The organism is Lichenicoccus sp. (assembly GCF_965277665.1).
In the GTDB taxonomy this organism is placed as follows: Bacteria; Pseudomonadota; Alphaproteobacteria; order Acetobacterales; family Acetobacteraceae; genus Lichenicoccus.
The window spans coordinates 3,780,348-3,806,201 of record NZ_OZ255835.1 but is presented as its reverse complement, the minus strand read 5'-3'; the positions used below and the strand labels follow the sequence as shown (position 1 = coordinate 3,806,201).

Annotated in this window: 17 protein-coding genes; 5 read left to right on the top strand and 12 right to left on the bottom strand. The window is 68.1% G+C overall.

The genetic code is table 11. The features are described from left to right. Window positions 1-194 precede the first annotated feature (194 nt). The 12 genes from ACQY4O_RS17770 to ACQY4O_RS17715 all read right to left on the bottom strand — a co-directional run bounded on the left by ACQY4O_RS17770 (window position 195) and on the right by ACQY4O_RS17715 (window position 16,467). Window positions 195-1,949, bottom strand: a complete 1,755-nt coding sequence (locus ACQY4O_RS17770; RefSeq protein ID WP_428377717.1) for a methyl-accepting chemotaxis protein — start codon at window positions 1,947-1,949, stop codon at window positions 195-197. Window positions 1,950-2,006: 57 nt separating this feature from the next. Continuing rightward, entirely contained in the window at window positions 2,007-2,516 is a 510-nt protein-coding gene (locus ACQY4O_RS17765) for a YaiI/YqxD family protein (RefSeq protein ID WP_428377715.1), read from the bottom strand. An 8-nt stretch (window positions 2,517-2,524) separates the two neighbouring features. Continuing rightward, entirely contained in the window at window positions 2,525-3,058 is a 534-nt protein-coding gene (locus ACQY4O_RS17760) for a gluconokinase (RefSeq protein WP_428377714.1), read from the bottom strand. Window positions 3,059-3,083: 25 nt separating this feature from the next. Continuing rightward, a complete protein-coding gene (rpiA, locus tag ACQY4O_RS17755; RefSeq protein WP_428377712.1) occupies window positions 3,084-3,776 on the bottom strand; it encodes a ribose-5-phosphate isomerase RpiA in 693 nt (230 codons plus the stop codon). After that, the gene (gene pgl, locus ACQY4O_RS17750) at window positions 3,769-4,527 is read right to left on the bottom strand and encodes a 6-phosphogluconolactonase (RefSeq protein ID WP_428377710.1); all 759 of its coding nucleotides are present in this window, start codon (window positions 4,525-4,527) and stop codon (window positions 3,769-3,771) included. Before pgl ends, rpiA begins: the two co-directional genes overlap by 8 nt. After that, complete coding sequence (locus tag ACQY4O_RS17745) at window positions 4,527-5,375, bottom strand: Cof-type HAD-IIB family hydrolase (RefSeq protein WP_428377708.1); 849 nt, start codon at window positions 5,373-5,375, stop codon at window positions 4,527-4,529. Before ACQY4O_RS17745 ends, pgl begins: the two co-directional genes overlap by 1 nt. Next, window positions 5,372-6,271: a Cof-type HAD-IIB family hydrolase gene (locus ACQY4O_RS17740; protein WP_428377706.1), complete on the bottom strand. Its 900-nt coding sequence runs from the start codon at window positions 6,269-6,271 to the stop codon at window positions 5,372-5,374. Before ACQY4O_RS17740 ends, ACQY4O_RS17745 begins: the two co-directional genes overlap by 4 nt. Beyond that, window positions 6,268-7,719 carry a glucose-6-phosphate dehydrogenase gene (zwf, locus tag ACQY4O_RS17735; protein WP_428377704.1) on the bottom strand — a complete coding sequence of 484 codons (1,452 nt, stop codon included), beginning with the start codon at window positions 7,717-7,719 and terminating at the stop codon, window positions 6,268-6,270. Before zwf ends, ACQY4O_RS17740 begins: the two co-directional genes overlap by 4 nt. Before the next feature lie 92 nt (window positions 7,720-7,811). After that, complete coding sequence (gene gnd, locus ACQY4O_RS17730; protein WP_428377702.1) at window positions 7,812-8,843, bottom strand: phosphogluconate dehydrogenase (NAD(+)-dependent, decarboxylating); 1,032 nt, start codon at window positions 8,841-8,843, stop codon at window positions 7,812-7,814. 76 nt (window positions 8,844-8,919) lie between these two features. Further along, on the bottom strand, window positions 8,920-11,796 hold the full coding sequence (locus ACQY4O_RS17725) for a bifunctional transaldolase/phosoglucose isomerase (protein WP_428377701.1): 2,877 nt from the start codon (window positions 11,794-11,796) through the stop codon (window positions 8,920-8,922). Between the two features lie 219 nt (window positions 11,797-12,015). After that, window positions 12,016-15,168: an efflux RND transporter permease subunit gene (locus ACQY4O_RS17720; RefSeq protein WP_428377699.1), complete on the bottom strand. Its 3,153-nt coding sequence runs from the start codon at window positions 15,166-15,168 to the stop codon at window positions 12,016-12,018. Between the two features lie 12 nt (window positions 15,169-15,180). Continuing rightward, on the bottom strand, window positions 15,181-16,467 hold the full coding sequence (locus ACQY4O_RS17715; RefSeq protein WP_428377698.1) for an efflux RND transporter periplasmic adaptor subunit: 1,287 nt from the start codon (window positions 16,465-16,467) through the stop codon (window positions 15,181-15,183). 268 nt (window positions 16,468-16,735) lie between these two features. On the opposite strand from ACQY4O_RS17715, the gene ACQY4O_RS17710 reads away from it, so the two are divergent. From ACQY4O_RS17710 to treY, 5 genes are all read left to right on the top strand, one after another. After that, window positions 16,736-18,007 (top strand): NAD(P)/FAD-dependent oxidoreductase, encoded by a 1,272-nt coding sequence (locus ACQY4O_RS17710; RefSeq protein WP_428377696.1) that lies wholly within the window; start codon window positions 16,736-16,738, stop codon window positions 18,005-18,007. Then, window positions 18,004-19,071 (top strand): MBL fold metallo-hydrolase, encoded by a 1,068-nt coding sequence (locus ACQY4O_RS17705; RefSeq protein ID WP_428377694.1) that lies wholly within the window; start codon window positions 18,004-18,006, stop codon window positions 19,069-19,071. The genes ACQY4O_RS17710 and ACQY4O_RS17705 overlap by 4 nt, the downstream gene beginning before the upstream one ends. 63 nt (window positions 19,072-19,134) lie before the next feature. After that, on the top strand, window positions 19,135-21,279 hold the full coding sequence (gene glgX / locus ACQY4O_RS17700) for a glycogen debranching protein GlgX (RefSeq protein ID WP_428377693.1): 2,145 nt from the start codon (window positions 19,135-19,137) through the stop codon (window positions 21,277-21,279). Continuing rightward, the gene (gene treZ / locus ACQY4O_RS17695; protein WP_428377691.1) at window positions 21,279-23,060 is read left to right on the top strand and encodes a malto-oligosyltrehalose trehalohydrolase; all 1,782 of its coding nucleotides are present in this window, start codon (window positions 21,279-21,281) and stop codon (window positions 23,058-23,060) included. The genes glgX and treZ overlap by 1 nt, the downstream gene beginning before the upstream one ends. Continuing rightward, a complete protein-coding gene (gene treY, locus ACQY4O_RS17690; protein WP_428377690.1) occupies window positions 23,057-25,789 on the top strand; it encodes a malto-oligosyltrehalose synthase in 2,733 nt (910 codons plus the stop codon). Before treZ ends, treY begins: the two co-directional genes overlap by 4 nt. The last annotated feature ends 65 nt before the right edge of the window (window positions 25,790-25,854 follow it).

Here is a 25,854-nt window from a genome sequence, read left to right as displayed (position 1 = left end):
CCGACGGCCGCGCTGCTACACCACGTCCGGGGACACGACCCGGAAGACAGCCCCGGAAGACCTCCAGAACGATCTCCCAATCCTCCTCGCTCATCCGCGTCAGCATCAAACAGGTCCACTTCTGCCGACCCGCTATGAATCACTGATCGACCGTCTTGTGAATCCCTGGCCGATTCCGTCCACATGACCTAGCCTCAGGCCGCGGCCTCGCGTGCCAGCGGATGGCAAGTGTCCTCCCGGCGGTCCAGCTCCGGAGCCGAGGCGCGTATCGCGCGCACCAGGTCGTCACGCAGCACCGACACCGCGGCGCGCGCCCTCGCCGCCTCGTCGAGGACATCGCCGGCGCGCGTCCCGTTGCGGACGGTCTCGGCGGAGACGACCGAGAGCCGGTTCGACATGGTCCTGGTGCCATCGGCCGTCATCCCGACCGCCCGGGCGATGTCCTTGGCGGTTGCCGCCTGGCGCTCCATCGCCTCCGAGATCGCGGCCGCAACCCGGTCGACCTCGGCCACCATCCCGGCGATCCCGTTCACCCGGCTGATCGCCTCCGCCATCGCGCTTGCGATCACCCCGACCTGGCCATTGATCTCGTCCGTGGCCCGCGCCGTCTGCGTCGAAAGCGATTTCACCTCGCTCGCCACCACCGCGAAGCCGCGCCCGGCTTCACCGGCGCGCGCTGCCTCGATGGTCGCGTTCAACGCCAGCAGGTTGGTCCGGCTGGCAATATCGGAGACCAGCCGCGTGATGTCGCCGATGCGCACGATCGTCTGCGACAACGCCTGGATGGCGCTGCTGCTGGCCTCGCTCTCGCTGACCACCTGCCGCGTTGCGAGGCTGGCTGAGCCGACCTGAACGGCAACCTCGCGCATCGCGCCCGAGAGCTCCTGCACCGCTCTCGCGATGACGTTGCTTTCCTCCAGCATGTGCAGCGCGTCGGCCGAAACCTCTTCACTGTCACGCCCGACCGCTGCCGCCGAACGCACCATGTCGTCCGCCGCCGCGCTGACCCGTTCCATGCCGGCGGCCACCTGATCCACCGCAGCGGCAGCCTCGTCCTCGATCTGCCGGGCGAGGTCGCGCATCCCCTCGGTGCGCGCCGTCTCGGTCGCATTGCGCTGACGCGTCGCCTCCAGTTCGAGCCCGCGCGAGGCGCAGGCGCCGTCGCGCAGGGTGATCAGGGCACGGGCGAGATCCCCGAGTTGGTCACGCCGGGCGGTGCCGGGCACCCGGGTTGCTAGATCCCCCGCGGCCAGGGCGCGAGTCGCCGCCGCCAGCCGGACCAGCGGCCGCAGCGCGAGCGACAGCGCCAGCCAGTTCACCAGACCGGCCACGGCGGCCAGGATGACGGTGCCCCAGACCGCGGTCCGGATCAGCCGCGTGATCGGCGCGTAGAGTTCCACCAGCGGCATGCCAACGAACAGGATGCCGACCACCTTGCCGCCGCTGTCACGCAGCGGCTCGTAGATCGCAAGATGCGTCCGCCCCAGCACCACGGCAGTGCCCCGGTAGCTCTCGCCACGCTGGAAGATGGCATCGTGCACCGGGCCGGACGCCAGCCGGGTGCCGGTGGCGCGGTGACCGTTCGGCGCGATCACATTGCTCGCGACCCGCATGTCGCCGGCGAACAAGGTTGCGGCCCCGCCCCCGGTGCGGCGCAGCGCATCGACGATGTCCTCGCGCCCGTTGACCGCATGGCCGCCGAGCGAGAGCTCGCCGTTCTCCAGGCGCCACCCGGTCCCGAGCGGGCTGAGCAGCTCCTTGAGCAGCGTGACGTTGGTCGCAAGCTGGCGCTGTGCGGCGGCTGCCAGAGCCGACCGCGCCTCGCGCAGGGTCCAGGATTCCACCGCCGTGACCGCGAGAATCATCATCAGCAGCGACACCAGCACCAGCTGCGGCGCGAGACCGACGCGCGCGAGCGCCCCCCGCAGCGGGGCAAGCAAATCGGGCACTGCTGGACCCCCCGGGAGTGACAGCGCAGTTATAGAACGCAGACATTACCGAATGCTTTACACCGGCCGTGCGAGATTCAGGCGCGGACGTGGCCCGCGGCGGGCGCGTGTGATCGCGACATCGAGCGCCGACAGGAAGGCCGACCGATCTTTGGCCGAGAACGGCCTCGGACCGCCGGTGACCTGACCCGCCGAGCGCAGGTCGTCCATCAGGTTGCGTGTCGCCAGCGCCAGGCCGATCGCGGTCTCGTCGAACAGCTTGCCGGTCGGCGCCAGCACCGCGGCTCCCGCCCGCACGCAGCGGGCGGCCAGCGGCACGTCCGAGGTCACCACCACATCCCGCGCACCGGCCCGCTCGGCGATCCAGCCGTCGGCGACATCCGGGCCGCTCTCGACGACGACGCGCTCGACCAGCGGCGATGCCGGCACGTTCATCATGCTGTTCGAGACCACGTACACCCGCACGCCGTAGCGCGTGGCGACGCGATAGACCTCGTCCTTCACCGGACAGGCATCGGCATCGACGAAGATGCGTGTCGCCTGTCCAGGCGGCTGATCGGACGCCAAGGACGTCACTAGCTCGACTGCGTATCGAGCCGGCGCAGCACCGCGATCACGTCCGACGCGGTCTCGTCGACGGTCTGCTCGACCGGTACCACCAGCGCCGGCTCATCGGCGCCGGGTTCCTCCAGCGTGCGCAACTGGCTCGGCAGCAGCGTAGGCGGCATGTAGTGCCCGCGGCGTCGTTCGAGACGAGCCCGCAACACCACCTCGGGGACCTTCAGGTACAGGAAATGCAGCCCCGGCCGCCCCTCGCCCAGGCGTTCGCGATAGACGCGCCGCAGCGCCGAGCAGGTCAGCAGGCCGCCGGTGCCGGCCTCGAGACGCTCGCGTATCCACTGCGCGCAGGTATCGAGCCACGGGCCGCGATCCTCGTCGGTCAGCGGAATGCCGGCCGCCATCTTGGCGACGTTCGCCTTGGGGTGCAGTTCGTCGCCTTCCTGGAACGGCCAGCCAAGCTCGTCGCGCAGCCGCAGCGCGATGCTGCTCTTGCCGGAGCCCGACACGCCCATCACCACCAGCACGCGGGGTCGCAAAGCGGCGCTCATCCGGGGGCGCGCATTCGGGGGGCGCTCATGCGGGCTCGAATCGTGCGACGCCGTCCGCACCCGCCACCAGCACGAGCGCGGCCCGGCCGATGAACAGGCCGCTTTCGATCACGCCGACGATCTCGCCGATGCGACGCTCGAGCGTCGCCGGGTCCTCGATAACCCCGAAGTTGCAGTCCAGGATCAGGTTGCCGCCGTCGGTGACGAACAAGCTGTCGTCGCGATCGTGCCGCGGCGACACCCGGGCGCCCAGGCGGCCCAGCCGGTGCGCGGTGGCCTCCCAGGCGAACGGCGTGACCTCGACCGGGACCGCCGTGTGCTCGCCCAGGTGACGCACCAGCTTTCGTTCGTCGGCGATGATCACCAGCCTGCGGCTCGCCGCCGCCACGATCTTCTCGCGCAGCAGCGCGCCGCCGAGGCCCTTGATCAGGTTGAGCGACTTGCGCTCGATCTCGTCGGCGCCGTCGATGGTGAGGTCGATGCCGTCATGGTGGCCGAAATCGGTCAGGGTGATCCCGAGCTTGCTTGCCTGCGCCGCGCTGTGCTCGGAGGTGGCGATCGCGGTAAACTTCAGACCTTCCTGGATGCGCCGGCCAAGGGCCGCGATGACGAAGGCGGCGGTCGAGCCGGTGCCGAGGCCCACCACCATGCCGTTCTCGACCAGCAGCGCCGCCTGCTCGCCGGCTTCGCGCTTCAACGCCGCGGCGGGATCATCCATCACGCTTCTCGGCATCGGATTTGCCGGCCGCCGCCTCGTCCAGCACCCAGACCAGCTCACCCTCGGTGGTGATGTGCGACGAAGGCTGCGCCGGATCGCGGGCGCGCACTTTGCCAAGCACCTCGGCCTTGCCGGCCCCTGTCACCAGGAACAGCACGTAGGCGCTGCTGTGGATGGCCGGGTAGGTCAAGGTGAGGCGGCGATGCGGCGCATCGTGCGGCGTGCAGGTCGAGACCCAGGCGGTGCGCTCCTCCAGCACCGCCGTGCCGGGAAACAGCGAGGCGGTATGGCCGTTCTCGCCCAGGCCCAGCAGCACGACATCGAACAAGGGCCGTCCCGGCTGCAGCGCGTCGCTGCCATAGACCGCCCGCAGCTCGCGCTGGTAGCTGCGTGCCGCCTGAGCCGGATCGCCCTCGGCCGGCATGCGATGCACCCGCTCCGAGGGTACCGGCACATGCGACAGCAGCGCCCGGTTCACCATGTTGTAGTTGCTGTCGGCACTGTCGGGCGGCACGAAGCGCTCGTCGCCGAAGAACAATTCTAAACGTGACCAGGGGAACTCAGTCGCGAACGGGGCTGCCGCCAGGATCTCGTAGAGCCGCTTCGGCGTCGATCCGCCCGACAGCGCGATGACGTAGGGTGCATCGCCCGGCTTGGCACGGGCTCGCTCGAACAGGAACTCCGCCACGCGCCGGGCCACGGCCTGCGCATCCGGCAAGATCCACTCGCGACCTTCGGCAACGTCGGTCATCAGGCGGCTCCCGCCTCGCCGAGCACATACCGCTCGATGCCGCGCGCGAAGCCCTCCTCCTCGGAGGAGCTGCTCACGTGCGTCGCCGCCTGCTTGACCTCGTCGCTGGCCTGGCCCATCGCGATCGACAGGCCGCTCTTGCGGAACATCAGCACGTCGTTCGGCTGGTCGCCCAGCGTTGCGATCTCGCCGGCCGGAACGCCGAGCATCGCAACGAGGCTCTCGACGACCCCGCCCTTGTTGGCCTGCGGGTGCGTCACGTCGAGATAGTACGGCTGCGAACGCGCCGCCGACGCGCTGTCGCCGAGCGCCGCCTGCACGTCCTTTTCGCAAGCCTGCATCAGTTCGAGATCGTCGCTGACGCCGACGATCTTCACCGCACTATCCAGCGCGCTGCCAAAATCCTGCGCGACCTTCGGCGCGAACTTCACCGTCCACTGCTCGCGCGCGACATGCGGGCCGTTTGCATCGGGCACGATCCAGTCCTCGCCGGAATACACCCAGACATCGACCTTGTGCTCGCGCAGGATGCCGATGGTGCGCTCCGTCACCGCCCGCGACAGCGTCCGGGCCTCGATGATGGTCATGTCGGGCTTGACGAACAGCCCGCCGTTGAAGCCCGCCACCGGCTCGGTGATCGCAAGCGGCTTGATCACCATCTGCATGCCCTTAGGCGGCCGGCCGCTGGTGATCGCGAACCGTATGCCGCGCTCCTTCAAGCTGTGCACCGCCCGGATCGCCCGATCGGTCAGCAGCTTCTCCTTGGTGACAAGCGTGCCGTCGACATCCGCCAGCACCAGGCTGATCTTCGTGGCACCCTGGGGCGCGTTGTCGCTTGCGGCACTCATGCTGCTTCTCCGGGCCTGCCATAGCCGGGGCTGCGGGGCAGGATGAAACGCTCCATCGCCGTCGCCCAGCCATCCTGCTCGTTGCTGTCGGTGACGAAATGCGCGGCCGCCGCGACCTCGTCGGTCGCATTCCCCATGGCGATCGCGACGCCCGCGACCTGCAGCATGGCAATGTCGTTGCTCATGTCGCCGATGCACGCCATCTCCGCCGGCGGCACGCCGAGCAGGTCAGCCAGGTGCAGCGCCGCGCGGCCCTTGTTGGCATCCGGATGGGTGACATCGAGATAGTACGACTGCGAGCGGTGCGCGTTGACCCGGTCGCCGAGCAGCGTCTGCACGTTCTTCTCGACCCGTTCGAGCAGATGGTAGTCCGCACTCGACCCCATGATCTTGCCGACCTTGTGGTAGTGGCTGGCGAAGCTGTCCACTACCACCGGCTCGAGCTGTACCGCTCGATGCTCCTGCGCCACATACGCACCGTCAGGACGGCGTATCAGCCAGCTTCCCTCGGCGAACAGCCAGCTATCGACGCCGTGCTCGTCCAGCGTCTCGACAACGATGCGCGCGACCTGAGGATCGAGCGCCATCGCCGCGACCAGGCTGCCATCCGGCGCCAGGATCTCCCCGCCATTGAGGCCCGCGCGCGGCGTGTCGATGCCGAGCGGCTGCAGGAACATGTCCATGCCCCGCGCCGGGCGGCTGCTGACCAGGGCGAGTTGCACGCTGGCATCGCGCAGCCTGGGCGCCATCTCCAGCACCGCCGGCGTCAGCTCCTTGGTGCGGGTGACCAGCGTGCCGTCGATATCCGAGACCAGCAGCCTGATGCGGCCGGACGGGTCGTGCCGCCCAGCTTTGAGAGTGGCGCCCTGCAGCGGTGCTTCCGGAAGCGTGCTCATGCGGTCAACCTCAACCAGTGCCGCCCGTCGCGCGCGAGCAGCTCGTCGGCCTGCGCCGGACCGGGACGCCCGGCGGCATACTGGCAGACCTCGCCTTGTCCCGCCTGCCACGCATCGAGGATCGGCTGCACCACGCGCCAGCCCATCTCGACATTGTCGGCGCGCTGGAACAGCGTCGCATCGCCGATCAGGCAGTCATAGATCAGGGTCTCGTAGCCGGTGCTTGGCCCTTCCTGGAACCAGTCCGCATAGTCGAACTTCATCCGCACGCCGCCGAGCTTGACGACAGGCCCGGGCAGCTTGGCCGAGAACTGCATCGTGACCCCCTCGCTCGGCTGGATTTGCAGCACCATGATATTCGGCGTCAGCTTCTCGACCGGCGTGTCGCGGAACAGCGCGTACGGCGCCTGCTTGAAATGCACCGCGATCTCGGTCTTGCGCAGCGTCAGCCGCTTGCCGGTGCGCAGGTAGAACGGCACCCCGGCCCAGCGCCAGTTGTCGATGTTCAGCTTCATGGCGACAAAGGTCTCGGTCTCGCTGTCCGGTGCGATGTCCGGCTCCTCGCGATAACCGGGGATCGGCCGGCCTGCGATGGTGCCCGCGTCATACTGTCCGCGCACCGCGTCGCGATGGGTGGTCTCGTGGATCGCCGCCAGCACCTTGGTCTTCTCGTCGCGCACCGCATCGGCGTCAAACGATGCCGGCGCCTCCATCGCAACCATCGCCAGCAGCTGCATGATGTGGTTCGGGACCATGTCGCGCATTGCGCCGGTCCCTTCGTAGAAGCGGCCGCGCTTTTCGACGCCCACCGTCTCCGCCGCGGTGATCTGCACATGGTCGATGTTCTGGCGGTTCCAGAGCGGCTCGAAGAAGCCGTTGGAGAAGCGCAGCGCCAGGATGTTCTGCACCGTCTCCTTGCCGAGATAATGGTCGATCCGGTAGATCTGGCTCTCGTTCAGGCTGGCCAGCAGCTTGGTGTTGAGCGCCCGCGCCGAGCCGAGATCCGAGCCGAACGGCTTCTCGACCACCACCCGCCGATAGCCCATGTCGGTCTCGGCGGTGAGTTTGGCCGCATCCAGCTGCGAGACGATGGTGCCGAAGAACCTCGCCGCGACCGCGAGGTAGAACACGCAGTTGCCGGCGCCGCAGATCTCGCCCAGCCGCTGGTAGGTCGCCGGATCGTCGAAGCTGCCGCGCACATAAGACACGCGCTGGCAGAGCCAGTTCCACTCGTCCTCCTGCAGCGTCACCGCGGTCGCACGCCGCTGCGCCACGAACTGCCGGATCGTGATCTCCAGCTGCGCGCGGAGATGCTCGGTATCCATCTCCGCCCAGTCGACCGCCACGATCGCGAAATCCGGGTTGAGCAGCCCCGCGCAGGTGAGATTGTAGATCGCCGGAATGAGCAGGCGCCGGGTCAGGTCGCCGCCGCCGCCGAAGATGACCATCGTGCAGGGCGGTGCAGGCGTCGGCCGGCCGCTGTCGTCGTCGGACTGATCGCTCAGATTGACAGGGCCGGTCGGGGCGTCCATGCGGCTGACTACTTGACCTCCGACACGTCGCCGCCGTGCTTCTTTTCGGTGAGATGCTGCTCGACATGGCCGCCGAACTGGAACCGCATCGCCGACAGCAGCTTCTCGGCGTAGTTGTTGTCGGTGCGGCTGCGAAAGCGCGTGAACAGCGATGCGGTCAGCACCGGCGCCGGCACCGCCTCCTCGATGGCCGCCTCGATGGTCCAGCGTCCCTCGCCGGAATCCGCGACCTGCCCGGTATAGTCGGACAGGCTCTCATTCTTGGCCAGCGCCGAGGCACACAGGTCGAGCAGCCAGGACGACACCACGCTGCCGCGGCGCCACACTTCGGCGATATCAGCCATGTTCAGCTCGAACCGCTCGTCCTCCTGCAGGTCATGCGAGTTCTTGTTGCGCATGATGTCGAAGCCCTCGGCATAGGCCTCCATCATTCCGTATTCGATGCCGTTATGCACCATCTTCACGAAATGCCCCGATCCCGCCGGACCGCAATGCAGGTAGCCCTGCTCCGCCCGCGGATCGAGCTTGGCGGTGTCGCCGCGCCCGGCGGTGCGCTCCACCTCGCCCAGACCCGGAGCCAGCGCCGACAGGATCGGGTCGATGAGCTCCACGGCCTTCTTGGCGCCGCCGATCATCATGCAGTAGCCGCGCTCGAGGCCCCAGACGCCGCCGGAGGTGCCGACATCGACATAGTGGATGCCCTTCTCGCGCAGCGCCTTCGCCCGCCTGATGTCATCCTTGTAGAAGCTGTTGCCGCCATCGATGATGATGTCGCCGCTCGCCAGCAGGCCGCTGAGCGTGTCGATGGTGTCCTCGGTGATCTTGCCGGCCGGCAGCATCACCCAGAACACCCGGGGTGCCGCGAGCTTGCCCACCATGTCGGTCAGGCCATGCGCCTCGGCGCTTCCCTGCGCGCGCTCGTGCACCTTGGTCACCACATTCGGGTCGTGGTCATACAGCACGACCTCGTGCCCGTGCCGGGACAGCCGGACCGAGATATTGCCGCCCATGCGGCCAAGACCAATGACGCCGATCTGCATGAGGATCTCCGTGACGGTGATGACTTGCGAGAATGAAGCGACGCCCGGCGACGCGGCGCCGGGCGTCCCTGATGCGTCAGCCGGCGGCGGCGACCTCGATGGCCTTGCCAAGTCTCTGCAGCCCGGCCGCAAGGTTGCCGTGGATGTGTACGCGCAGCGCGCGCCGGCCGCGCTCGGCCAGCACGTCGAAATCGCCGCGCGCCTGCGCCGCCTTCACCACGCCGAACGAGTAGGTCTCGCCCGGCACCGGCAGGTCGGCGACGTCATCCGCGGTGATCTGCAGGAACACCCCGCTGGCCGGTCCGCCCTTGTACGCCTGGCCGGTGGAGTGCAGGAAACGCGGCCCGAACTCGGCGGCGGTCGCCACCTTCTTCGCATCGCGGATGGCAAGCCGCGCGGTCTGGATCCAGCCGCGCGTTTCGGCATCGCGCTGGATGTAGGCCAGCAGCGCCACGTAGTCGCCCGCCTTGATCCGATCGAAATGCGCCTTCAGCACCGCGTCCAGCGAGCCGCCCCCCAGGGCCTTCGCATTGACGGGATCGGCGAAGAAACTGAAGTCACCGTCCTTGCCGAACGGCGTCTCCTCCGGCAGCGAGCCGGTCTTGCTGTAGGCATCGGTCAGCTTGCGCGTCTCGATCTTGCTGGCTTCCACGTCCGGCTGGTCGAACGCATTGATGCCGATGATGGCACCCGCCACCGCGGTCGCGAACTCCCAGCGGAAGAACTCCTGCACGATCTGCACCGGACTGGCCAGCGCGATCGACACCACCGGCTGCCCGGCCTGCTTCAGCGCCTCGATCGCGCGGTCCTGCGCCGCGTCCGGCGCATCCGCCAGCCGCAGATAGGCGAACACCCGGTCGCGGCCGTACTGCTCGGGGGAGGCCAGCGTCTCGCCGTCGATCGGGATCAGGCCGAGCCCGTTCTTGCCGGTGCTCTCCGCCATCAACTGCTCGAGCCAGGCGCCGAGATCGGTTATCGCAGGCGACGCCACGATCGTCACCTTGTCCCGGCCATGCTTGGCGGCGACGCCGAGCACAGTGCCGAGCTGCACGCCCGGGTTCTGCAGCGGCGGCGTGCCCGAGCCGCACGCATACGCCATGCGCTGGCCGCTCTCGAGGAACTCTTGCAGGTCGAGGCCCATGGCCGCCGCCGGCACCAGCCCGAAGTTCGACAGCACCGAATAGCGGCCGCCGATCTGCTTCTCGCCGTGGAAGATCTTCCAGAAGTGGTCCGCCTTTGCGACCTCCTCCATGTGCGAGCCGGGATCGGTCACCGCCACGAAATGGCTGCCGACCTTGTCCGGCCCGACCGCCCGCTTTGCCGCCTCGAAGAAATACGCCTTGAGGATGTTCGGCTCCAGCGTGCCGCCGGATTTTGAGCTGACGATGAACAGCGTGTTCGCGAGGTCGATCTTGTTCTCGAACGCCTTCACCTGCTGCGGGTCGGTGCTGTCCAGCACATGCAGCCTCGGATAGCCGCCACGGTGGCCGAAGGTCTCCGCCAGCACTTCCGGACCGAGGCTCGAGCCGCCCATGCCGAGCAGCAGCACATCGCTGAAGCCGCACGCCTTCACCTCCTTCTGGAAGCTGGTGAGTTCGCCCTGATGCGCGAGCCGCTCGTCGATGATGTCGAGCCAGACCAGCCAGCTGGTCTCGTCGCGGCCGGTCCAGACCGAGGCGTCGCGCTCCCAGATCCGGCGCACGGTGCCGTCCTTGCGCCAGGCTTCCAGGCTCGCCTGCACCGCGGCCTCGAGATCGGGCGGCAGGCTGATGGAGGCACTGCTCAGCTTGTTACCGGCCAGCGCCACCTGCTTGGCCGCCACCGCGCCGAGCAGCTGGTCGAAGCTGTCGGCGAACGCGGACACGCCGTCCGCCACCAGCTTGCTGGTCACGCCGGGCAGGTCCAGCCCGAGCCGCTCCGCCTCGGCCAGCACATGGCGCGCGCCTTCGACGTCCTCGGTGAGCGAATTGCGGGCAACGCCGTGGTCGCGGAACGCATCCATCGTCGCCGGCGGCATGGTGTTGACGGTGTCGGCGCCGATCAGCTCCTCGACATACAGCACGTCGCTGTACGCCTTATCCTTGGTGCCGGTGCTGGCCCACAGCAGGCGCTGCGGGTTGGCCTGCGCGCGGACCAGCGTCTGCCAGCGATCGCTGGCCGACACTTCGAGATAATGCTGGTAGGCCAGCTTGGCGTTGGCAATCGCGACCTTGCCGCGCACCGCCTTCAGCGCCGCGGTTTCCGGATCGCCCTTGGCGAGCCGGTCGTCGATCTTCTTGTCGATCAGCCCGTCGATGCGGCTGACGAAGAACGAGGCGACGCTGGCGATGTGGCTGATGTCGTGGCCCTTCGCGTGCCGCTCCTCCAGGCCGGCGATGTAGGCCTCGAGCACCTTCCTATAGGCATCGAGCGAGAACAGCAGGGTGACGTTGACATTGATGCCGTCGGCGATCGCCGCCTTGACCGCCGGCACGCCCGGCTCGGTGCCGGGGATCTTCACCATCAGGTTCGGACGGTCGACCGTCTTCCACAGCCGCTTCGCCTCGGCGATGGTCTCGTCGGTACGCATGCCGAGATACGGCGAGACCTCCAGGCTGACATAGCCGTCGAGCCCGCTTGTCTCGTCCCATACCGGCTTCAGGACCGCCGTCGCCTCGCGGATGTCGTCGATCGCCATCGTCTCGTAGATGTCGCTCGCCGTCGCGTTGCCCGCATCGGCCAGGGTCTTGAACTGGCCGTCATAGTCGGTCCCATGCCCCATCGCCTTTTCGAAGATGGCGGGGTTGGAGGTGACGCCCTTGAGCCGGTCCTTCTGCACCAGCCCGGCCAGGCTGCCATCCTGCACGAAGGATCTCTGGATGAAGTCGAGCCAGGGCGACTGCCCGAACTTCTCCAGGGTCCGCAACGGATTGCCCGCGTCCTGGGCGCCCGGCGTCTTCTGTACTACGTTCATGAGTGCTCCTGTTGGGTTGGCTCTCAGAATGAACCGGCGTAGGGCCTCAAGATGCGTCCGCTGCCGGAGACTTGGCAAGCAAGGCCAGGGCTCTGCCCTGGACCCGCTGGGGCCTGAGGCCCCAGACCCCCATTCTTGAGTTAATGGATTTCAAAGGCTTCGCCTTTGATGGGGTCCAGGGGCAAAGCCCCTGGCCTTTCTAGCATGATCACAAAAGGATCAGCCACCAGGAGGGACATGCGGCGGCCGCGCCTCGCCGACACCGAGGCGGCGATGGAACCATTCCCGGATGGTCTGGAAGGTCACGTACAGCATCGGGATGATGAAGATGCCGACGCAGCTGGCGGCCAGCATCCCGGCGAACACCGGGGTGCCGACGTCGCGCCGGCTGATCTGGGCGGCGCCGGTCGCGAACACCAGCGGCAGCAGGCCGAGGATGAAGGCGAACGAGGTCATCATCACCGCACGGAACCGCATGTGCGCGCCCTGCCTGGCCGCCTCCAGGATGCTGTCGCCGGCCTCCCGGCGCTCCTTGGCGAACTCGACGATCAGGATGCCGTTCTTGGCGGACAGCGCGATCAGCACCACCAGGCCGATCTGCGCATAGAGATCGAGCGACAGCCCGGCCAGCACGATGCCGATCATCGCGCCCAGCACGCCGACCGCCACCGACATCAGCACCGGGATCGGGATGATCCAGCTCTCGTACAGCCCGACCAGGAACAGGTAGGCGAACAGCAGCGACATCCCGAGGATGATGCCGGTCTTGCCGCTGGCCTGCACCTCCTGGTAGGCGGTGCTGGTCCATTCATAGTCGTAGCCGGTCTGCAGCGTCTGCTTGGAGATCGCCGCCATCGCCGCGAGCGCGGTGCCGGACGACACGCCGGGTGCGGGTCCGCCATTCACCGTGATCGCGCGGTAGTTGTTGTAGCGGGTGATCGCCTGCGGACCGGTGATGATCTTGACGGTGGCCAGTGAGCGCAGCGGCACCGTGCCGCCGCTGCTGTTGCGCACATAGATCGACCACAGATCGTCGATCTTGGAGCGGTTGCGCGCCTCGGCCTGCACGTTGACCTGCCAGACCCGGCCGAACAGGTTGAAGTCGTTGACATAGACGCTGCCGAGCGTGGTCTGCAGGGCGGTGAAGATGTCGTTCACGTTGACGCCGAGCGCCTGCGCCTTGGTGCGGTCGATCTCCAGGTAGAGCGACGGGTTGCTGGCGGTGAAGGTCGAGAACACCCGGGCCAGGCGGTGGTCGGCATTGGCGGCGGCCAGCAGGCCCTGCACGGCACTGCCGAGCTGCACCGGATCCTGGCCCTCTAGGCCTTCGAGTTCGTACTCGAAGCCGCCGCCCGGCGACAAGCCGATGATCGGCGGCAGGTTGAACGGGAAGATCGTCGCCTGCCGGATGTTCTGCGACCCCATGAACACGTCCCGCAACAGCGACTGCACGTTGGTCGCCGCCGTGGTGCGCTGGTCGAACGGCTTCAGGCGGGTGAACACGAAGCCGGTGTTCGGCTCCTGCACGGTGTCGAGGAACGAGTAGCCGATCACGCCGAACGTGTGCAGGGCGCCCGGCAGCGCCGCGTCCATCTTCTCGACCTGGGCGACCACGCCGCTGGTGCGCGCGACCGAGGCGCCGTCCGGCAGCTGCACGTTGGTGAAGAAGCCGCCCTGGTCCTCCTCCGGCAGGAAGCCGAGCGGCAGCGTCTTCTGGATCACGAAGATGCCGAAGCCGCACAGCAGCACCACCAGAACGCCGCCCAGGGCGAAGCGCAGCAGCCTCGCCACCACCCGCGAGTAGCCGTTGCGGGTGCGGTCGATGCCGTTCAGCACCCGGCCCAGGATCCCCCGCCGCGGGCCGGTATGGCGCAGGAACACGCCGCACAGTGCCGGCGACAGGGTCAGCGCGTTCAGCGCCGAGATCAGCATCGCGATGCAGATGGTGACCGCGAACTGCTGGAACAGCACGCCTGACAGGCCGGGGATGAAGGCGATCGGCACGAACACCGAGAGCAACACCAGGGTGATGGCGATGATCGGGCCGGTGATCTGGTTCATCGCCTTGCGGGTTGCCTCGGGGGGCGAAAGGTCCGGCTCCTCCTCGAGCACGCGCTCGACATTCTCCACCACCACGATGGCGTCGTCGACCACGATGCCGATCGCCAGCACCATCGCCAGCAGCGAGACCGTGTTGGCCGAGAACCCCAGCGCCACCATGCCGCCGAAGGCACCGATCAGGCTGACCGGCACCGCGCAGGTCGGGATGATGGTGGCGCGCACGCTGCCCAGGAACAGGAACACCACGAGGACGACGAGGATGAAGGCCTCGAACACCGTCTTCAGCACCTCGTGCACGGTGTCGTGCACGAAGTCGGTACTGTCATAGGTCACATTGTAGGTCAGGCCGGCCGGGAACCGCCCCGCGAGCCGGGTCAGCAGCGCCTTGATGCTGGTGGCGGTGTTGAGCGCGTTCGCTCCCGGCGCCAGGTAGATCGCCAGCGCCACCGAGGGCTTCTGGTCGAAGCGCGATTCGGAATCCAGCGTCTGCGCGCCGAGCTCGATGCGGGCGATGTCCTTGAGTTTCAGCGACGAGCCGTCCGAATTGGCGCGTATGACGATCTGGCCGAACTGTTGCGGCGTCACCAGCCGCCCCTGGGTCTGCACGTTGAACTGGTATTGCTGGTCGGGCCCGGCAGGCCGCGCGCCGATCCGCCCGACCGCCGCCACCTGGCTCTGCGAGGCGATCGCACTGGTGATGTCGGACGGCGACAGCCCGAGCTGCACCAGGCGGTTGTTGTCGAACCAGACCCGCATCGAATAGTTCTGCCGCGAGAGCAGCGAGGCCTGGCCGACGCCGGTGGTGCGCGAGACCTCGTCGATGATGTTGATGGTCATGTAGTTGGCGATGAACAGCGGCTTGAACACGCCGGTCGGGCTGTAGAAGTTCACGAACATCAGGATCGCCGACGATCGCTTCTGCACCGTCAGGCCCTCGGCCTGCACCGTCGCGGGCAGTTCGGCATTCGCCGTCTGCACGCGGTTCAGCACGTTGACGGTGTCGATGTCGGGATTGGTGCCGAGCAGGAAGCTGACGGTCAGGTTGTACGAGCCGTCATTGCCGCTGACCGACCGCATGTAGATCATCTTGTCGACGCCGACGACCTGCGCCTCGATCGGCTGTGCCACGCTGTTCTCGACGACGTTGGCAGAGGCGCCGGGGTAGGTCGCCGCCACCTGCACCTGCGGCGGCACGATGTCGGGGAACTGCGCCACCGGGATGCGGGTCAGGCCGACGACACCGGCCAGCGTGATGACGATCGCGATCACGATCGCGAGCCGCGGCCGGTCGATGAAGACTCCGGAGATCATGCGCGCCGGCCCTTACTGGCGGTTCGGCGTGGTGCCGGGGGTCGCGGGCGGCGCGGCGTTGCCGTTCTGGGCGGCGCCGGATTTCTCCGCCGGGGCGGCTTGCCCCTTGGCCGGCCCGCTCGCCGGCGGCGCCTCGCTCGGGTCGGCGACCACCGCCTGCGGCGCCTCGGGCTGCACCTGCAGGCCGGCATGCACCCGCTGGACGCCGTCCACGATGACGCGGTCGCCCTCCCTCAGCCCGCTCTCGACGACCTGCTGCGCGCCGTTCAGCGGGCCGAGCTTGACGTTCGACCGCTGCGCCTTGTTCTGCGCGTCAAGGGTGAAGACGTAGTTGCCCTGCTGGTCGGAGAGCACGGCAGCACTCGGCACGATCATCGACATCACCGGATGCGGGTCGGTGATCTGCACCGTCACGAACTCGCCATTGACCAGCTGCCGGGAGCCGACACCGCCCTGGTCGCCACCGCCCCGCTCCGGGTTGGCGATGGTTGCGCGCAGCGGGATGGTGTCGGTGTTGGCGGCCACCGTCGGCGACACGTAGTCGAGCTTGCCGGCCTTGTCGTAGGTGTCGCCATTGGTGAGCATGACATGCACGCGGGCGGCGCCGAGGCCGCCGAGTGCCGCATACTTCTTCTGCAGGGTCACCACGTCACGGGTCGCCACCGGGAACTCGACATACATCGGGTCCTGGGTGACGATCGTCGCCAGCGTGCCGCTTGTCGGGCTGACCACGTTGCCCTCGTTGACCGCGGTCTCGGTGATGCGGCCGTCAACCGGGGCGCGTATCTCGGTATAGGCGAGGTTGATCTGCGCCGACTGCAGGTTGCCCTGCGCCGTCAATACAGCGCCGGCATTGCCCTTCGCCGTCGCGACCGCGTTGTCGAGGTTGGATTGCTGCCCGGCCGGTGTGTGCAACAGCGCCTGCTGCCGCTGCAGGCTCAGCGAGGCGTAGCGAATGTTCGCCTGCGCCTGCGCCAGGGCACCCTGCTGCGCCAGCACCTGCGCCTGGAACGGCCCCTGCTCCAGCACGTAGAGCAGGTCCCCCTTCTTCACGTCCGCGCCTTCCGTGAACAGGCGCCGCTCCAGGAAGGCGGTCACCCGCGCCACCAGCGCCACGCTGTCCACCGCCTGGATGCGGCCGATGAACTGGCTGACCGAGGTGACCGGCTGCGACCTGACCTCGGTGACGCCCACGGCAGGCGCGGGTGGCGCACCCTGGGCCACCGCCCGATCGCCCGTTGCGCCGAGAGCCGCACAGGCAAGCAGAACCGCCGGTGCAGCGCGGGACAGGATATGCATGGGTCGTCCTCGTCAGATGCCGACTGTATGCCGGCTTCGGAAGCGGTGCAGCGATCGCGAAGCCGTTGCGACTGACCGCTCGGTCACCTTCTGACTTACACGACCGCACCGCAGGTCTGCAACCTGCCCTCCCGGGAGGCCGTTCCCGCGATGGGTCCGACATAACGGGAAGGGGACGCGGGTGCAGCCTGATCCGACACACGCTCGCGACAGGAGGCCGGCTTTCGACGGGGAGCCGGGACAAGCCGGGCAAGCCCCTCACAGGGTCGTGATCGTCGGCGGCGGGTTCGGCGGCATGAATGCCGCGCGCGCCCTGCATCGGGCCGACGCCGCGATCGTGCTGATCGACCGCACCAACCATAACCTGTTCCAGCCGCTGCTCTACCAGGTCGGCACCGCGGCGCTGTCCGGCAACGACATCGCCCTGCCGATCCGCTCGATCTTCCGTCGCCAGCGCAATGTGACGGTGGTCATGGACGAGCTCATCGGCATCGAGCGCGACCAGCGCCGCATCCGGCTCGCCTCCGGCAACAGCCTCGCCTACGACACGCTCATCCTGGCGACCGGCTCGGTCTATTCCTGGTTCGGCCACGACGACTGGAAGCAGCACAGCACGGCGCTCAAGACGCTCGACGAGGCGGACCTGCTGCGCAACCGGCTGCTCGACGCCTTCGAGCGGGCCGAGATCGCGACCGACCCCGCCGAGATCGCCCGGCTGCTGACCTTCGTGGTGATCGGCGCCGGCCCGACCGGGGTGGAACTGGCCGGCGCCATCGCCGAGCTGTCGCGCCACACCCTGTCGCGCGACTTCCGCCGCATCCACGCCCCGGACGCCCGCATCATCCTGTGCGATGCCGGGCCGCGCGTGCTGGCGCAGTTCCCGCAGCATCTCTCGGACTACGCCGCCCGGCGCCTGCAATCGCTCGGCATCGAGCTGCGGCTGTCATGCCAGGTCGGCGCCGTCGATGCCGACGGCGTCGAGGCCGGCGGCACGCGCATCCCGTCGGCGTCCGTGTTCTGGGCCGCCGGCACCGAGGCGACCCCGGTGGCGCACTGGCTCGACGTGCCGCCGGGCAAGCACGGCCTGGTCGCGGTCGGACCGGACTGCACCCTGCCCGGCCATCCCGAGATCTTCGTCATCGGCGACGCCGCCGCATGCCAGGGCGCCGACGGCAAGCCGCTGCCGGGCCTCGGCTCGGTCGCCAAGCAGCAGGGCCACCATGTCGGACGCATCGTCGCGGCCCGGCTGGCCGGCGGCACGCCGCCCGGCGCCTTCCGCTACCGCGACTATGGCCAGCTGGCGATGATCGGGGCGTCCTCGGCGGTGGCGGATTTCGGCTGGATCCGGCTGACCGGGTTTGCCGCCTGGGTGGTCTGGAGCGCGGTCCACCTGCTGCTGCTGGTCAGTGCCCGCAACCGCCTGGTGGTCTATATCAACTGGGTCTGGGCCTGGCTGACCTATGGCCGCGGGGCTCGCGTGATCACCAGGCCGCTCTCCGACATCCTGCCGGACCGCGACCCAGAAGCAGGCGGCGCTTGACCGATCTCAGCCACCATACCGCCGACGGTTTTTGCAACCCGCCCTGGCTGAGCCCGCCCGAGCCGGCGCCGGACCCCGCGATCGCCGCCCCACACGGCTCCCGCAGCCGGATGCTGACCCTGCTGCGCTGGCGCATGCGGCGCTCCGGCTCCCCGTGGCCAACCTGGATTACCGATCCGCCGCCTTCTGGTGACCCTTTCGCGGTGCCCTCGCCAGGGCAGGTCAGCGTCACCTTCATCGGCCATAGCTGCTTCCTCATCCGCCTGCCGGGGCTCACCGTGTTGACCGACCCGATGTTCAGCCATCGCGCCTCGCCGGTCTCCTGGATCGGCCCGGCCCGGGTCCGGGCGCCGGGGCGCCGGCTGGACGAGCTGCCGCCGGTGGACCTCGTGCTGCAGTCGCACAACCATTACGACCATCTCGACCTGCCATCGCTGCGGGCGCTGTATCGCCGGTCGGCCCCGCGCGTGATCACGCCGCTCGGCAATGCCGGCCTGATCCGCAAGGCCGGCCGCTTTTCGGTCGAGGAGCTGGACTGGTGGCAGACTTCACAGGGGTGGCAAACGGGACAGACCGATCATCCGGTGCCGGTGCGCATCACCGCGGTGCCGGCGCGGCACTTCTCGGCCCGGACCACGCGCGATACCGGGCGCGCGCTTTGGGCCGGGTTCATGCTGGAGACCATGCCGCGCCAGGAGGCGCCTCACGGGGCCGGGCTGCGCATCCTGTTCGCCGGCGATACCGGCGACGGCACGCACTGGCCGTTGATCCGCGACCGGCTCGGCGCTCCCGACCTCGCGCTGCTGCCGATCGGCGCCTACGCGCCGCGCGCCATCATGCGGCGTATGCACATGGACCCGGCGGAAGCGGTGCGGGCGCATCGGCAGCTTGGCGCGAAGCAGTCGATCGGCATGCATTTCGGCACCTTCCGCCTGACGGACGAGGCCGTGGATGCGCCGGAGCTCGCACTCGCCGTCGAACGCGATCGCCAACATGTTGACCCTGCTGCCTTCGTGACACTCGGTTTCGGCGAGTGCCGAAGCTTCTTGTTCCCACCGACTTGAGCGACCGGAACCGCGCGCGTCGCGCCGGGTTGTTGCGGCGCATGAAAACAGGAGCCTGACCCCGTGGCGAGCAGTTTGAAGAGTGGCGTCCGCGAAGGCTACCCGTTCCCGCGTGGCGCTCACTGGGACGGCGAAGGCGTCAATTTTGCCCTGTTCTCGGCCAATGCGACCAAGGTCGAGGTCTGCCTGTTCGACCAGAGCGGCACCACCGAGCTCGAGCGCATCGCGCTGCCGGAATTCACCGACCAGATCTTCCATGGCTGGATCCCCGAGGTCGGCCCGGGACAGGTCTATGGCTACCGCGTGCACGGTCCGTATGCGCCGGATGCCGGCCATCGCTTCAATGCGAACAAGCTGCTGCTCGACCCGTACGCGCGCGCCCATGTCGGCGAGCTGCAATGGGACCCGGCGATCTTCGGCTACACGATCGGCCACAAGGACGAGGACCTGTCGTTCGACACGCGCGACAGCGCGCCGTTCATGCCGAAATCGGTTGTCGTGGACCAGAACTACGACTGGCACGGCCAGCCGCGCCGCAATCCGATCGCCTGGGACCGCACCGTGCTCTACGAGACGCACGTGCGCGGCTACACCATGCAGCACCCGAAGGTCGAGGAGGCCCTGCGCGGCACCTATGCCGGTTTCGGTACCAAGGCGGTGCTCGACCACATCAAGGGCATCGGCGTCACCTCGGTCGAGCTGCTGCCGGTGCACAGCTTCATCAACGACAGCCAGCTGCTGGACCGCGGCCTCACCAACTACTGGGGCTACAACACCATCGGCTTCTTCGCGCCCGACCCGCGCTATGCCGCCGACCGCGCCAACTCGCTGCGCGAGTTCAAGGAGATGGTCTCCAAGGTGCACGAGTCCGGCCTCGAGCTGATCCTGGACGTGGTGTACAACCACACCGCGGAAGGCAACGAGCGCGGCCCGACGCTGTCGTTCAAGGGCATCGACAACGCCTCCTACTACCGGCTGCTGGCCGACAAGCCGCGCTACTACATCAACGACACCGGCACCGGCAACACGGTCAATCTGAGCCATCCGCGCGTCATCCAGATGGTCACCGACAGCCTGCGCTACTGGTCCGAGGAGATGCATGTCGACGGCTTCCGCTTCGACCTCGGCACCATCCTGGCGCGCGAGCCGAACGGCTTCGACAACCAGTCCGGCTTCCTCAAGGCCTGCTGCCAGGACCCGACGCTCGGCACCGTGAAGCTGATCGCGGAGCCCTGGGATTGCGGGCCCGGCGGCTACCAGGTCGGCGAGTTCCCGCCCGGCTGGGCCGAATGGAACGACAAGTTCCGCGATACCGTGCGCGACTTCTGGAAGGGTGCATCCAATGTCGCCGAACTGGCGCCGCGCCTGCTCGCATCGCCCGAGCAGTTCGACCATCAGGGCCGCAAGCCGTGGGCCTCGGTGAACTTCGTCACCGCGCATGACGGCTTCACGCTGAACGACATCGTCACCTACGACGAGAAGCACAACGAGGCCAACGGCGAGGACGGCAAGGACGGCTCGTCCGACAACCGCTCCAGCAACTATGGCATCGAGGGCCCGACCGACGATCCCGAGATCAACCGGGTCCGCGCGCGGCAGATACGCAACCTGCTCGCCACGCTCCTTCTCAGTCAGGGCACGCCTATGCTGGTGGCGGGCGACGAGTTCGGCCGGACGCAGAACGGCAACAACAACGCCTACTGCCAGGACAGCGCGATCTCCTGGGTCGACTGGAACATCGAGGAGAAGGGGCAGGCGCTGATCGACTTCGTGACGCGTGTCACCAGCCTGCGCGCGCGCTTCCCGATCCTGCGCCGCAACCGCTTCCTGACCGAGGCCTTGAACGAGGAGCTCGACGTCAAGGAGCTGACCTGGATCAATGCCGGCGGCGGCGAGATGCAGCAGGGCGACTGGGACGCGGCGGCGCAGAGTGTCGGCCTGGTCCTGGACGGCCGCGCCCAGCAGAGCGGCATACGCAGGCGCGGCGAGGATGCGACGATCCTGCTGATCACCAATGCCTGGCATGACCTGGTGGAGTTCACCCTGCCGAGCCATGGCGGCACCGACCAGCACTGGACCCTGATGATCGACACCAACATCTCCGAGGCGGAGGAGAAGAAGGAGGACCAGACCTTCAAGGCGGGTGCGGTCTATGGCGTCACCGGCCGTTCGTTCCTGATGTTCGCCCTGGTGCCGGATAACGCCTGATGAGCACGCGCCAGCACAGGCTTCCGGCAGGCGCGGCCCTGCTGCAGGACGGCTCGACCGAGTTCCGGCTCTGGGCTCCGGGCTGCCGGCAGGTCAGCTTGCGGCTCGAGGCGGATGGGTCGACGCAGCCGATGCAGGCGCTGGCGGAAGGCTGGCACACGCTCCGGCTGCGGGCGGCCGGAGCCGGCACGCTCTACCGGTTCGTGCTGCCGGACGGCATGCAGGTGCCGGACCCGGCCTCGCGGTTCCAGCCGCACGATGTGCACGGACCGAGCGAGGTGATCGACCCGGCAGCCTACGAGTGGTCGTTGGACTGGAACGGGCGGCCCTGGGACGAGATCGTCCTCTACGAGTTGCATGTCGGCACCTTCACCCCTCAGGGCAGCTTCCTCGCTGCGATCGGCAAGCTCGACCACCTGGCCGCACTCGGCGTCACCGGCATCGAGCTCATGCCGGTGTGGGATTTTCCGGGGCAGCGCAACTGGGGCTATGACGGGGTGCTGCCCTACGCGCCGGACTCGTCCTATGGACGGCCGGAGGACTTCAAGGCGCTGGTCGAGGCGGCGCATGCGCGCGGCATCGCTGTCCTGCTCGACGTGGTCTATAATCATTTCGGACCGGACGGGAACTACCTGCCGGTCTATGCCCCGAAATTCTTCACCGAGCGCCACCACACGCCCTGGGGCGCGGCCGTCAACTACGACGGCGAGGGCAGCCGGGCGGTGCGCGAGTTCGTCATCCATAATGCGCTGTACTGGCTCGAGGAATACGACCTAGACGGGCTGCGCCTCGATGCGGTGCACGCGATCATCGATGACGGGCCCAGGCATCTTCTCGACGAGCTGTCGGAGCGGGCCCGCGCCGGCGCGCGCCGCCCGGTGCATCTGCTGCTGGAGAACGAGGACAACGAACCCAAGCGCCTGACGCGCCGCGGGCGCGAGCCGGTGCACTACACCGCGCAGTGGAACGACGATGTCCACCATGTCCTGCACGTCGCCGCCACCGGCGAGAAGACCGGCTACTATGCCGACTACGCAGGCAATACCGGGCTGCTGGCCAAGGCGCTGGCGGAAGGCTTCGCCTACCAGGGCCAGATGATGCCGTATCGCGGCGCGCCGCGCGGTGCGCCGGCCGCCAGCCTGCCGCCGGGTGCGTTCGTCGCCTTCATCCAGAACCACGACCAGGTCGGCAACCGGGCGTTCGGCGACCGGCTCGGCACCATTGCGAGCCCGGCCGCGATGCGTGCCCTGGCCGCGACCTACCTGCTGCTGCCGCAGACGCCGATGATCTTCATGGGCGAGGAATGGGGTGCGAGGCAGCCGTTCCCGTTCTTCTGCGACTTCGAGGGCGACCTCGCGGATGCGGTGCGCCGCGGCCGTCGCGAGGAGTTCTCGCGGTTTCCGGAATTCCAGGACCCGGAACAACGCGACCGCATCCCCGATCCGCTGGCCGAGAGCACCTTCACGTCCGCCAAGCTGGACTGGAACGAGATCAACCAGGATCACCTCGCACTCTATCGCGACCTGCTGGCGGTGCGTCGCCGGGAGATCGTGCCCCTGCTGCCGCACATCGTGCGCGGCGGCAGCGCGATCGAATTCGGCGCCGGCGCGGTGCAGGTGCGCTGGCAGATCGGCCTCGACAACGTGCTGGCGCTGTCGGTCATTCTTTCCGACACGACCATCGAGTTCCCCACGCCGACCGGCCGGACGATCTGGTCCGAGGGCGAGACCGATCCGGGCATGGGCCCCTGGTCGGTGCGCTGGTCCCTGGAGGCTGCATGACCACGCCGCGCGCCACCTACCGGCTGCAGTTCCATGCCGGCTTCGGCTTCAAGGACGCCACCGCCGTGGCGCCCTATCTGGCCAGGCTCGGCGTGAGCCATGTCTATGCGTCGCCCTACCTGAAGGCCCGGCCGGGCAGCACGCATGGCTATGATATCACCGACCATCTGGCGCTGAACCCGGAACTCGGCAGCGAGGCGGATTTCGACGCCATGGTTGCCGCCTTCAAGGCGCATGGGCTTGGTCAGATCCTCGACTTCGTGCCGAACCACATGGGTGTCGGAGGCGCCGACAACCCGCTCTGGCTCGACGTGCTGGAATGGGGTCCGCAGTCCGACCATGCCGGCTGGTTCGATATCGACTGGGATCCGGACCGGCGCTACCTCAAGGACAAGCTGCTGGTGCCGTTCCTCGGCGACCAGTACGGCGTCGAACTCAAGGGCGGCAAGCTGCAGGTCAAGTTCGACGAGCAGGATGGCAGCCTTGCGGTCTGGGCCTATGACAACCACAAGCTGCCGATCTGCCCGCTGCAGTACGACATCGTGCTCGGCCATGACGATCCCGAGCTCGACCGGCTGAGCGACTTCTTCTCCGACCTGGCGCAGTGGCGGCCGCAGATGGCCGAGCGCGCGGCCGCATTGAAATCCGACCTCGCGCGTACAGCGGGCGAGAATCCGGCCGCGCGGGCAGCGCTCGATGCCAGCATCGCGGCGCTCAATGCCGACTGGCGCGCACTCGATGCGCTGATCCAGCAGCAGAGCTGGCGCATCGCCTATTTCGGTGTGGCCGGCGACGACATCAACTATCGGCGCTTCTTCAATATCAACGATCTAGCCGGCATACGCATGGAGCTGCCGGCGGTGTTCCGGCACGCGCATGGCCTTATCCTGCCGATGATCGAGGACGGCACCATCGACGGGCTGCGCATCGACCACATCGACGGGCTGCTCGATCCGAAAGCCTATATCGAGGACCTGCGTCGCGCGACCGACCGACCGTTTTATCTGGTGATCGAAAAGATCCTGGCGGCGCACGAAGCGCTGCGCGAGGACTGGAAGGTCGAGGGCACCACCGGCTACGACTTCACCAACCTGGTGCTCGGCGTGCTGGTCAATCCGGGCGCCGAGGCGGCCTTCACCGCCACCTATCACGAATTCACCGGCCTGCGCACGCCGTTCGCCCGCATCGTCTATGACTGCAAGATACGCATCATGGAAAACGAGATGGCGAGCGAGCTGAACGCGCTCGGCCGCGATGCGGGGCGGGTCGCGCGGCAGAATCCGATGACGGCGGATTTCACCAAGACGGTGCTGCAGCGGGCGATCAAGCAGATCGTCGCCTGCTTCCCGGTCTATCGCACCTATATCGAGTTTGAATCGGACAGCGACAGCGCCGACAAGCGCGACCTCGACTGGGCGATCACCCAGGCACGCCGCTACGACCCGGCGCTCGATCCGTCGGTCTTCAGGTTCCTGCACGACCTGCTGTCGGGACGTCTGACGGCGCATCCGAAGAGCGGCTTCAACCGCACCAGCGTGCTGCGGCTGGCGATGAAGCTGCAGCAGTACAGCGGCCCGGTGATGGCCAAGGGCCTCGAGGACACCGCCTTCTATCGCTACAACCGGTTCGTGGCGCTGAACGAGGTTGGCGGCGAGCCGGAACGGTTCGGCCTGTCCGCCGGTGCCTTCCACAAGGCCAACACGCAGCGGGCCAGGAACTGGCCGCACGCCATGCTCGGCACCTCGACGCACGACACCAAGCGCGGCGAGGATACCCGCGCCCGGCTTGCCGTGCTGGCCGACATCCCCGACGAGTGGGCGCGCCAGGTGCAGACCTGGAGCCGGCTGCTGCGCGCCCGCCGTGGCGATGTCGAGGGCAACGCGCCGCCGGATCGCAATGACGAGTATCTGCTCTACCAGCTCCTGGTCGGCTCCTGGCCGGTGGAGATGCTTGCCGGCACCAACGCCGACGGGCTGCGGGCCTATGGCGAACGCATCAAGGCGACCCTCGAGAAGTCGATGCGCGAGGGCAAGCTGCACTCGAACTGGTCGTCGCCGGATACGGCCTACGAGGACGCGATGCAGTCGTTCGCGCGCGACGCGCTCGACCCGAACCGCGACAGCTTCCTCGCCGCCTTCCTGCCGTTCGTCCAGAAGGTCGCGCGTCTCGGGGTCGAGAACAGCCTGGTGCAGGCGGTGCTCAAGCTGACGGTGCCGGGCATGCCCGACCTCTACCAGGGCAGCGAGATGTGGGACCTCAGCCTGGTCGATCCGGACAATCGCCGTCCGGTCGACTACGAGGTCAGGCGCCGCGCCCTGGACGCGATCGAACCGGCCCTTGCGGAGCGAGGCGCCGCAACGCTTGCCGAGCTGCGCGACGACTGGGCCGATGGCCGCATCAAGCTCGCCGTGACGACCCTGCTGCTGCGGCTGCGGGCGGAGCATGCCGCCTTGTTCGCCGATGGCGGCTATGAGCCGATCGCGGTCGCCGGCGAGCGTTCGGAACAGGCCTTGGGCTTCGTGCGATCGCACGAGGACAGCCGCCTGGCGGTGCTGGTCTCGCGCTACCCCGGCCTGCGCGATGCCGAACCGGGCTGGGAGGGAAGCAGTGCCACCCTGCCCGACGGCGAGTGGGTCGACCTGTTCAGCCAGCGTCGCTACGCGAGTGGGGACGTGCCGCTGGCCGACCTGTTCGCGCTGTTGCCGGTGGCCGTGCTGGTCAGGTCGTAGCGCCGGGGATAGGCTCGGCTTAGAGGCTGCTGGAAACACCTGCTGCTGGCGATCCGACGCGCCTT

What these genes read in the sequence shown, in the direction of transcription:
- ACQY4O_RS17760 (WP_428377714.1), bottom strand. Translation starts at nt 3,058, where the DNA reads ATGAGCGCCGCTTTGCGACCCCGCGTGCTGGTGGTGATGGGCGTGTCG.
- rpiA (WP_428377712.1), bottom strand. Translation starts at nt 3,776, where the DNA reads ATGGATGATCCCGCCGCGGCGTTGAAGCGCGAAGCCGGCGAGCAGGCG.
- pgl (WP_428377710.1), bottom strand. Translation starts at nt 4,527, where the DNA reads ATGACCGACGTTGCCGAAGGTCGCGAGTGGATCTTGCCGGATGCGCAG.
- ACQY4O_RS17745 (WP_428377708.1), bottom strand. Translation starts at nt 5,375, where the DNA reads ATGAGTGCCGCAAGCGACAACGCGCCCCAGGGTGCCACGAAGATCAGC.
- ACQY4O_RS17740 (WP_428377706.1), bottom strand. Translation starts at nt 6,271, where the DNA reads ATGAGCACGCTTCCGGAAGCACCGCTGCAGGGCGCCACTCTCAAAGCT.
- zwf (WP_428377704.1), bottom strand. Translation starts at nt 7,719, where the DNA reads ATGGTCATCTTCGGCGGCGGCGGCGACCTGACCCGGCGCCTGCTCATT.
- gnd (WP_428377702.1), bottom strand. Translation starts at nt 8,843, where the DNA reads ATGCAGATCGGCGTCATTGGTCTTGGCCGCATGGGCGGCAATATCTCG.
- ACQY4O_RS17725 (WP_428377701.1), bottom strand. Translation starts at nt 11,796, where the DNA reads ATGAACGTAGTACAGAAGACGCCGGGCGCCCAGGACGCGGGCAATCCG.
- ACQY4O_RS17720 (WP_428377699.1), bottom strand. Translation starts at nt 15,168, where the DNA reads ATGATCTCCGGAGTCTTCATCGACCGGCCGCGGCTCGCGATCGTGATC.
- ACQY4O_RS17715 (WP_428377698.1), bottom strand. Translation starts at nt 16,467, where the DNA reads ATGCATATCCTGTCCCGCGCTGCACCGGCGGTTCTGCTTGCCTGTGCG.
- treZ (WP_428377691.1), top strand. Translation starts at nt 21,279, where the DNA reads ATGAGCACGCGCCAGCACAGGCTTCCGGCAGGCGCGGCCCTGCTGCAG.
- treY (WP_428377690.1), top strand. Translation starts at nt 23,057, where the DNA reads ATGACCACGCCGCGCGCCACCTACCGGCTGCAGTTCCATGCCGGCTTC.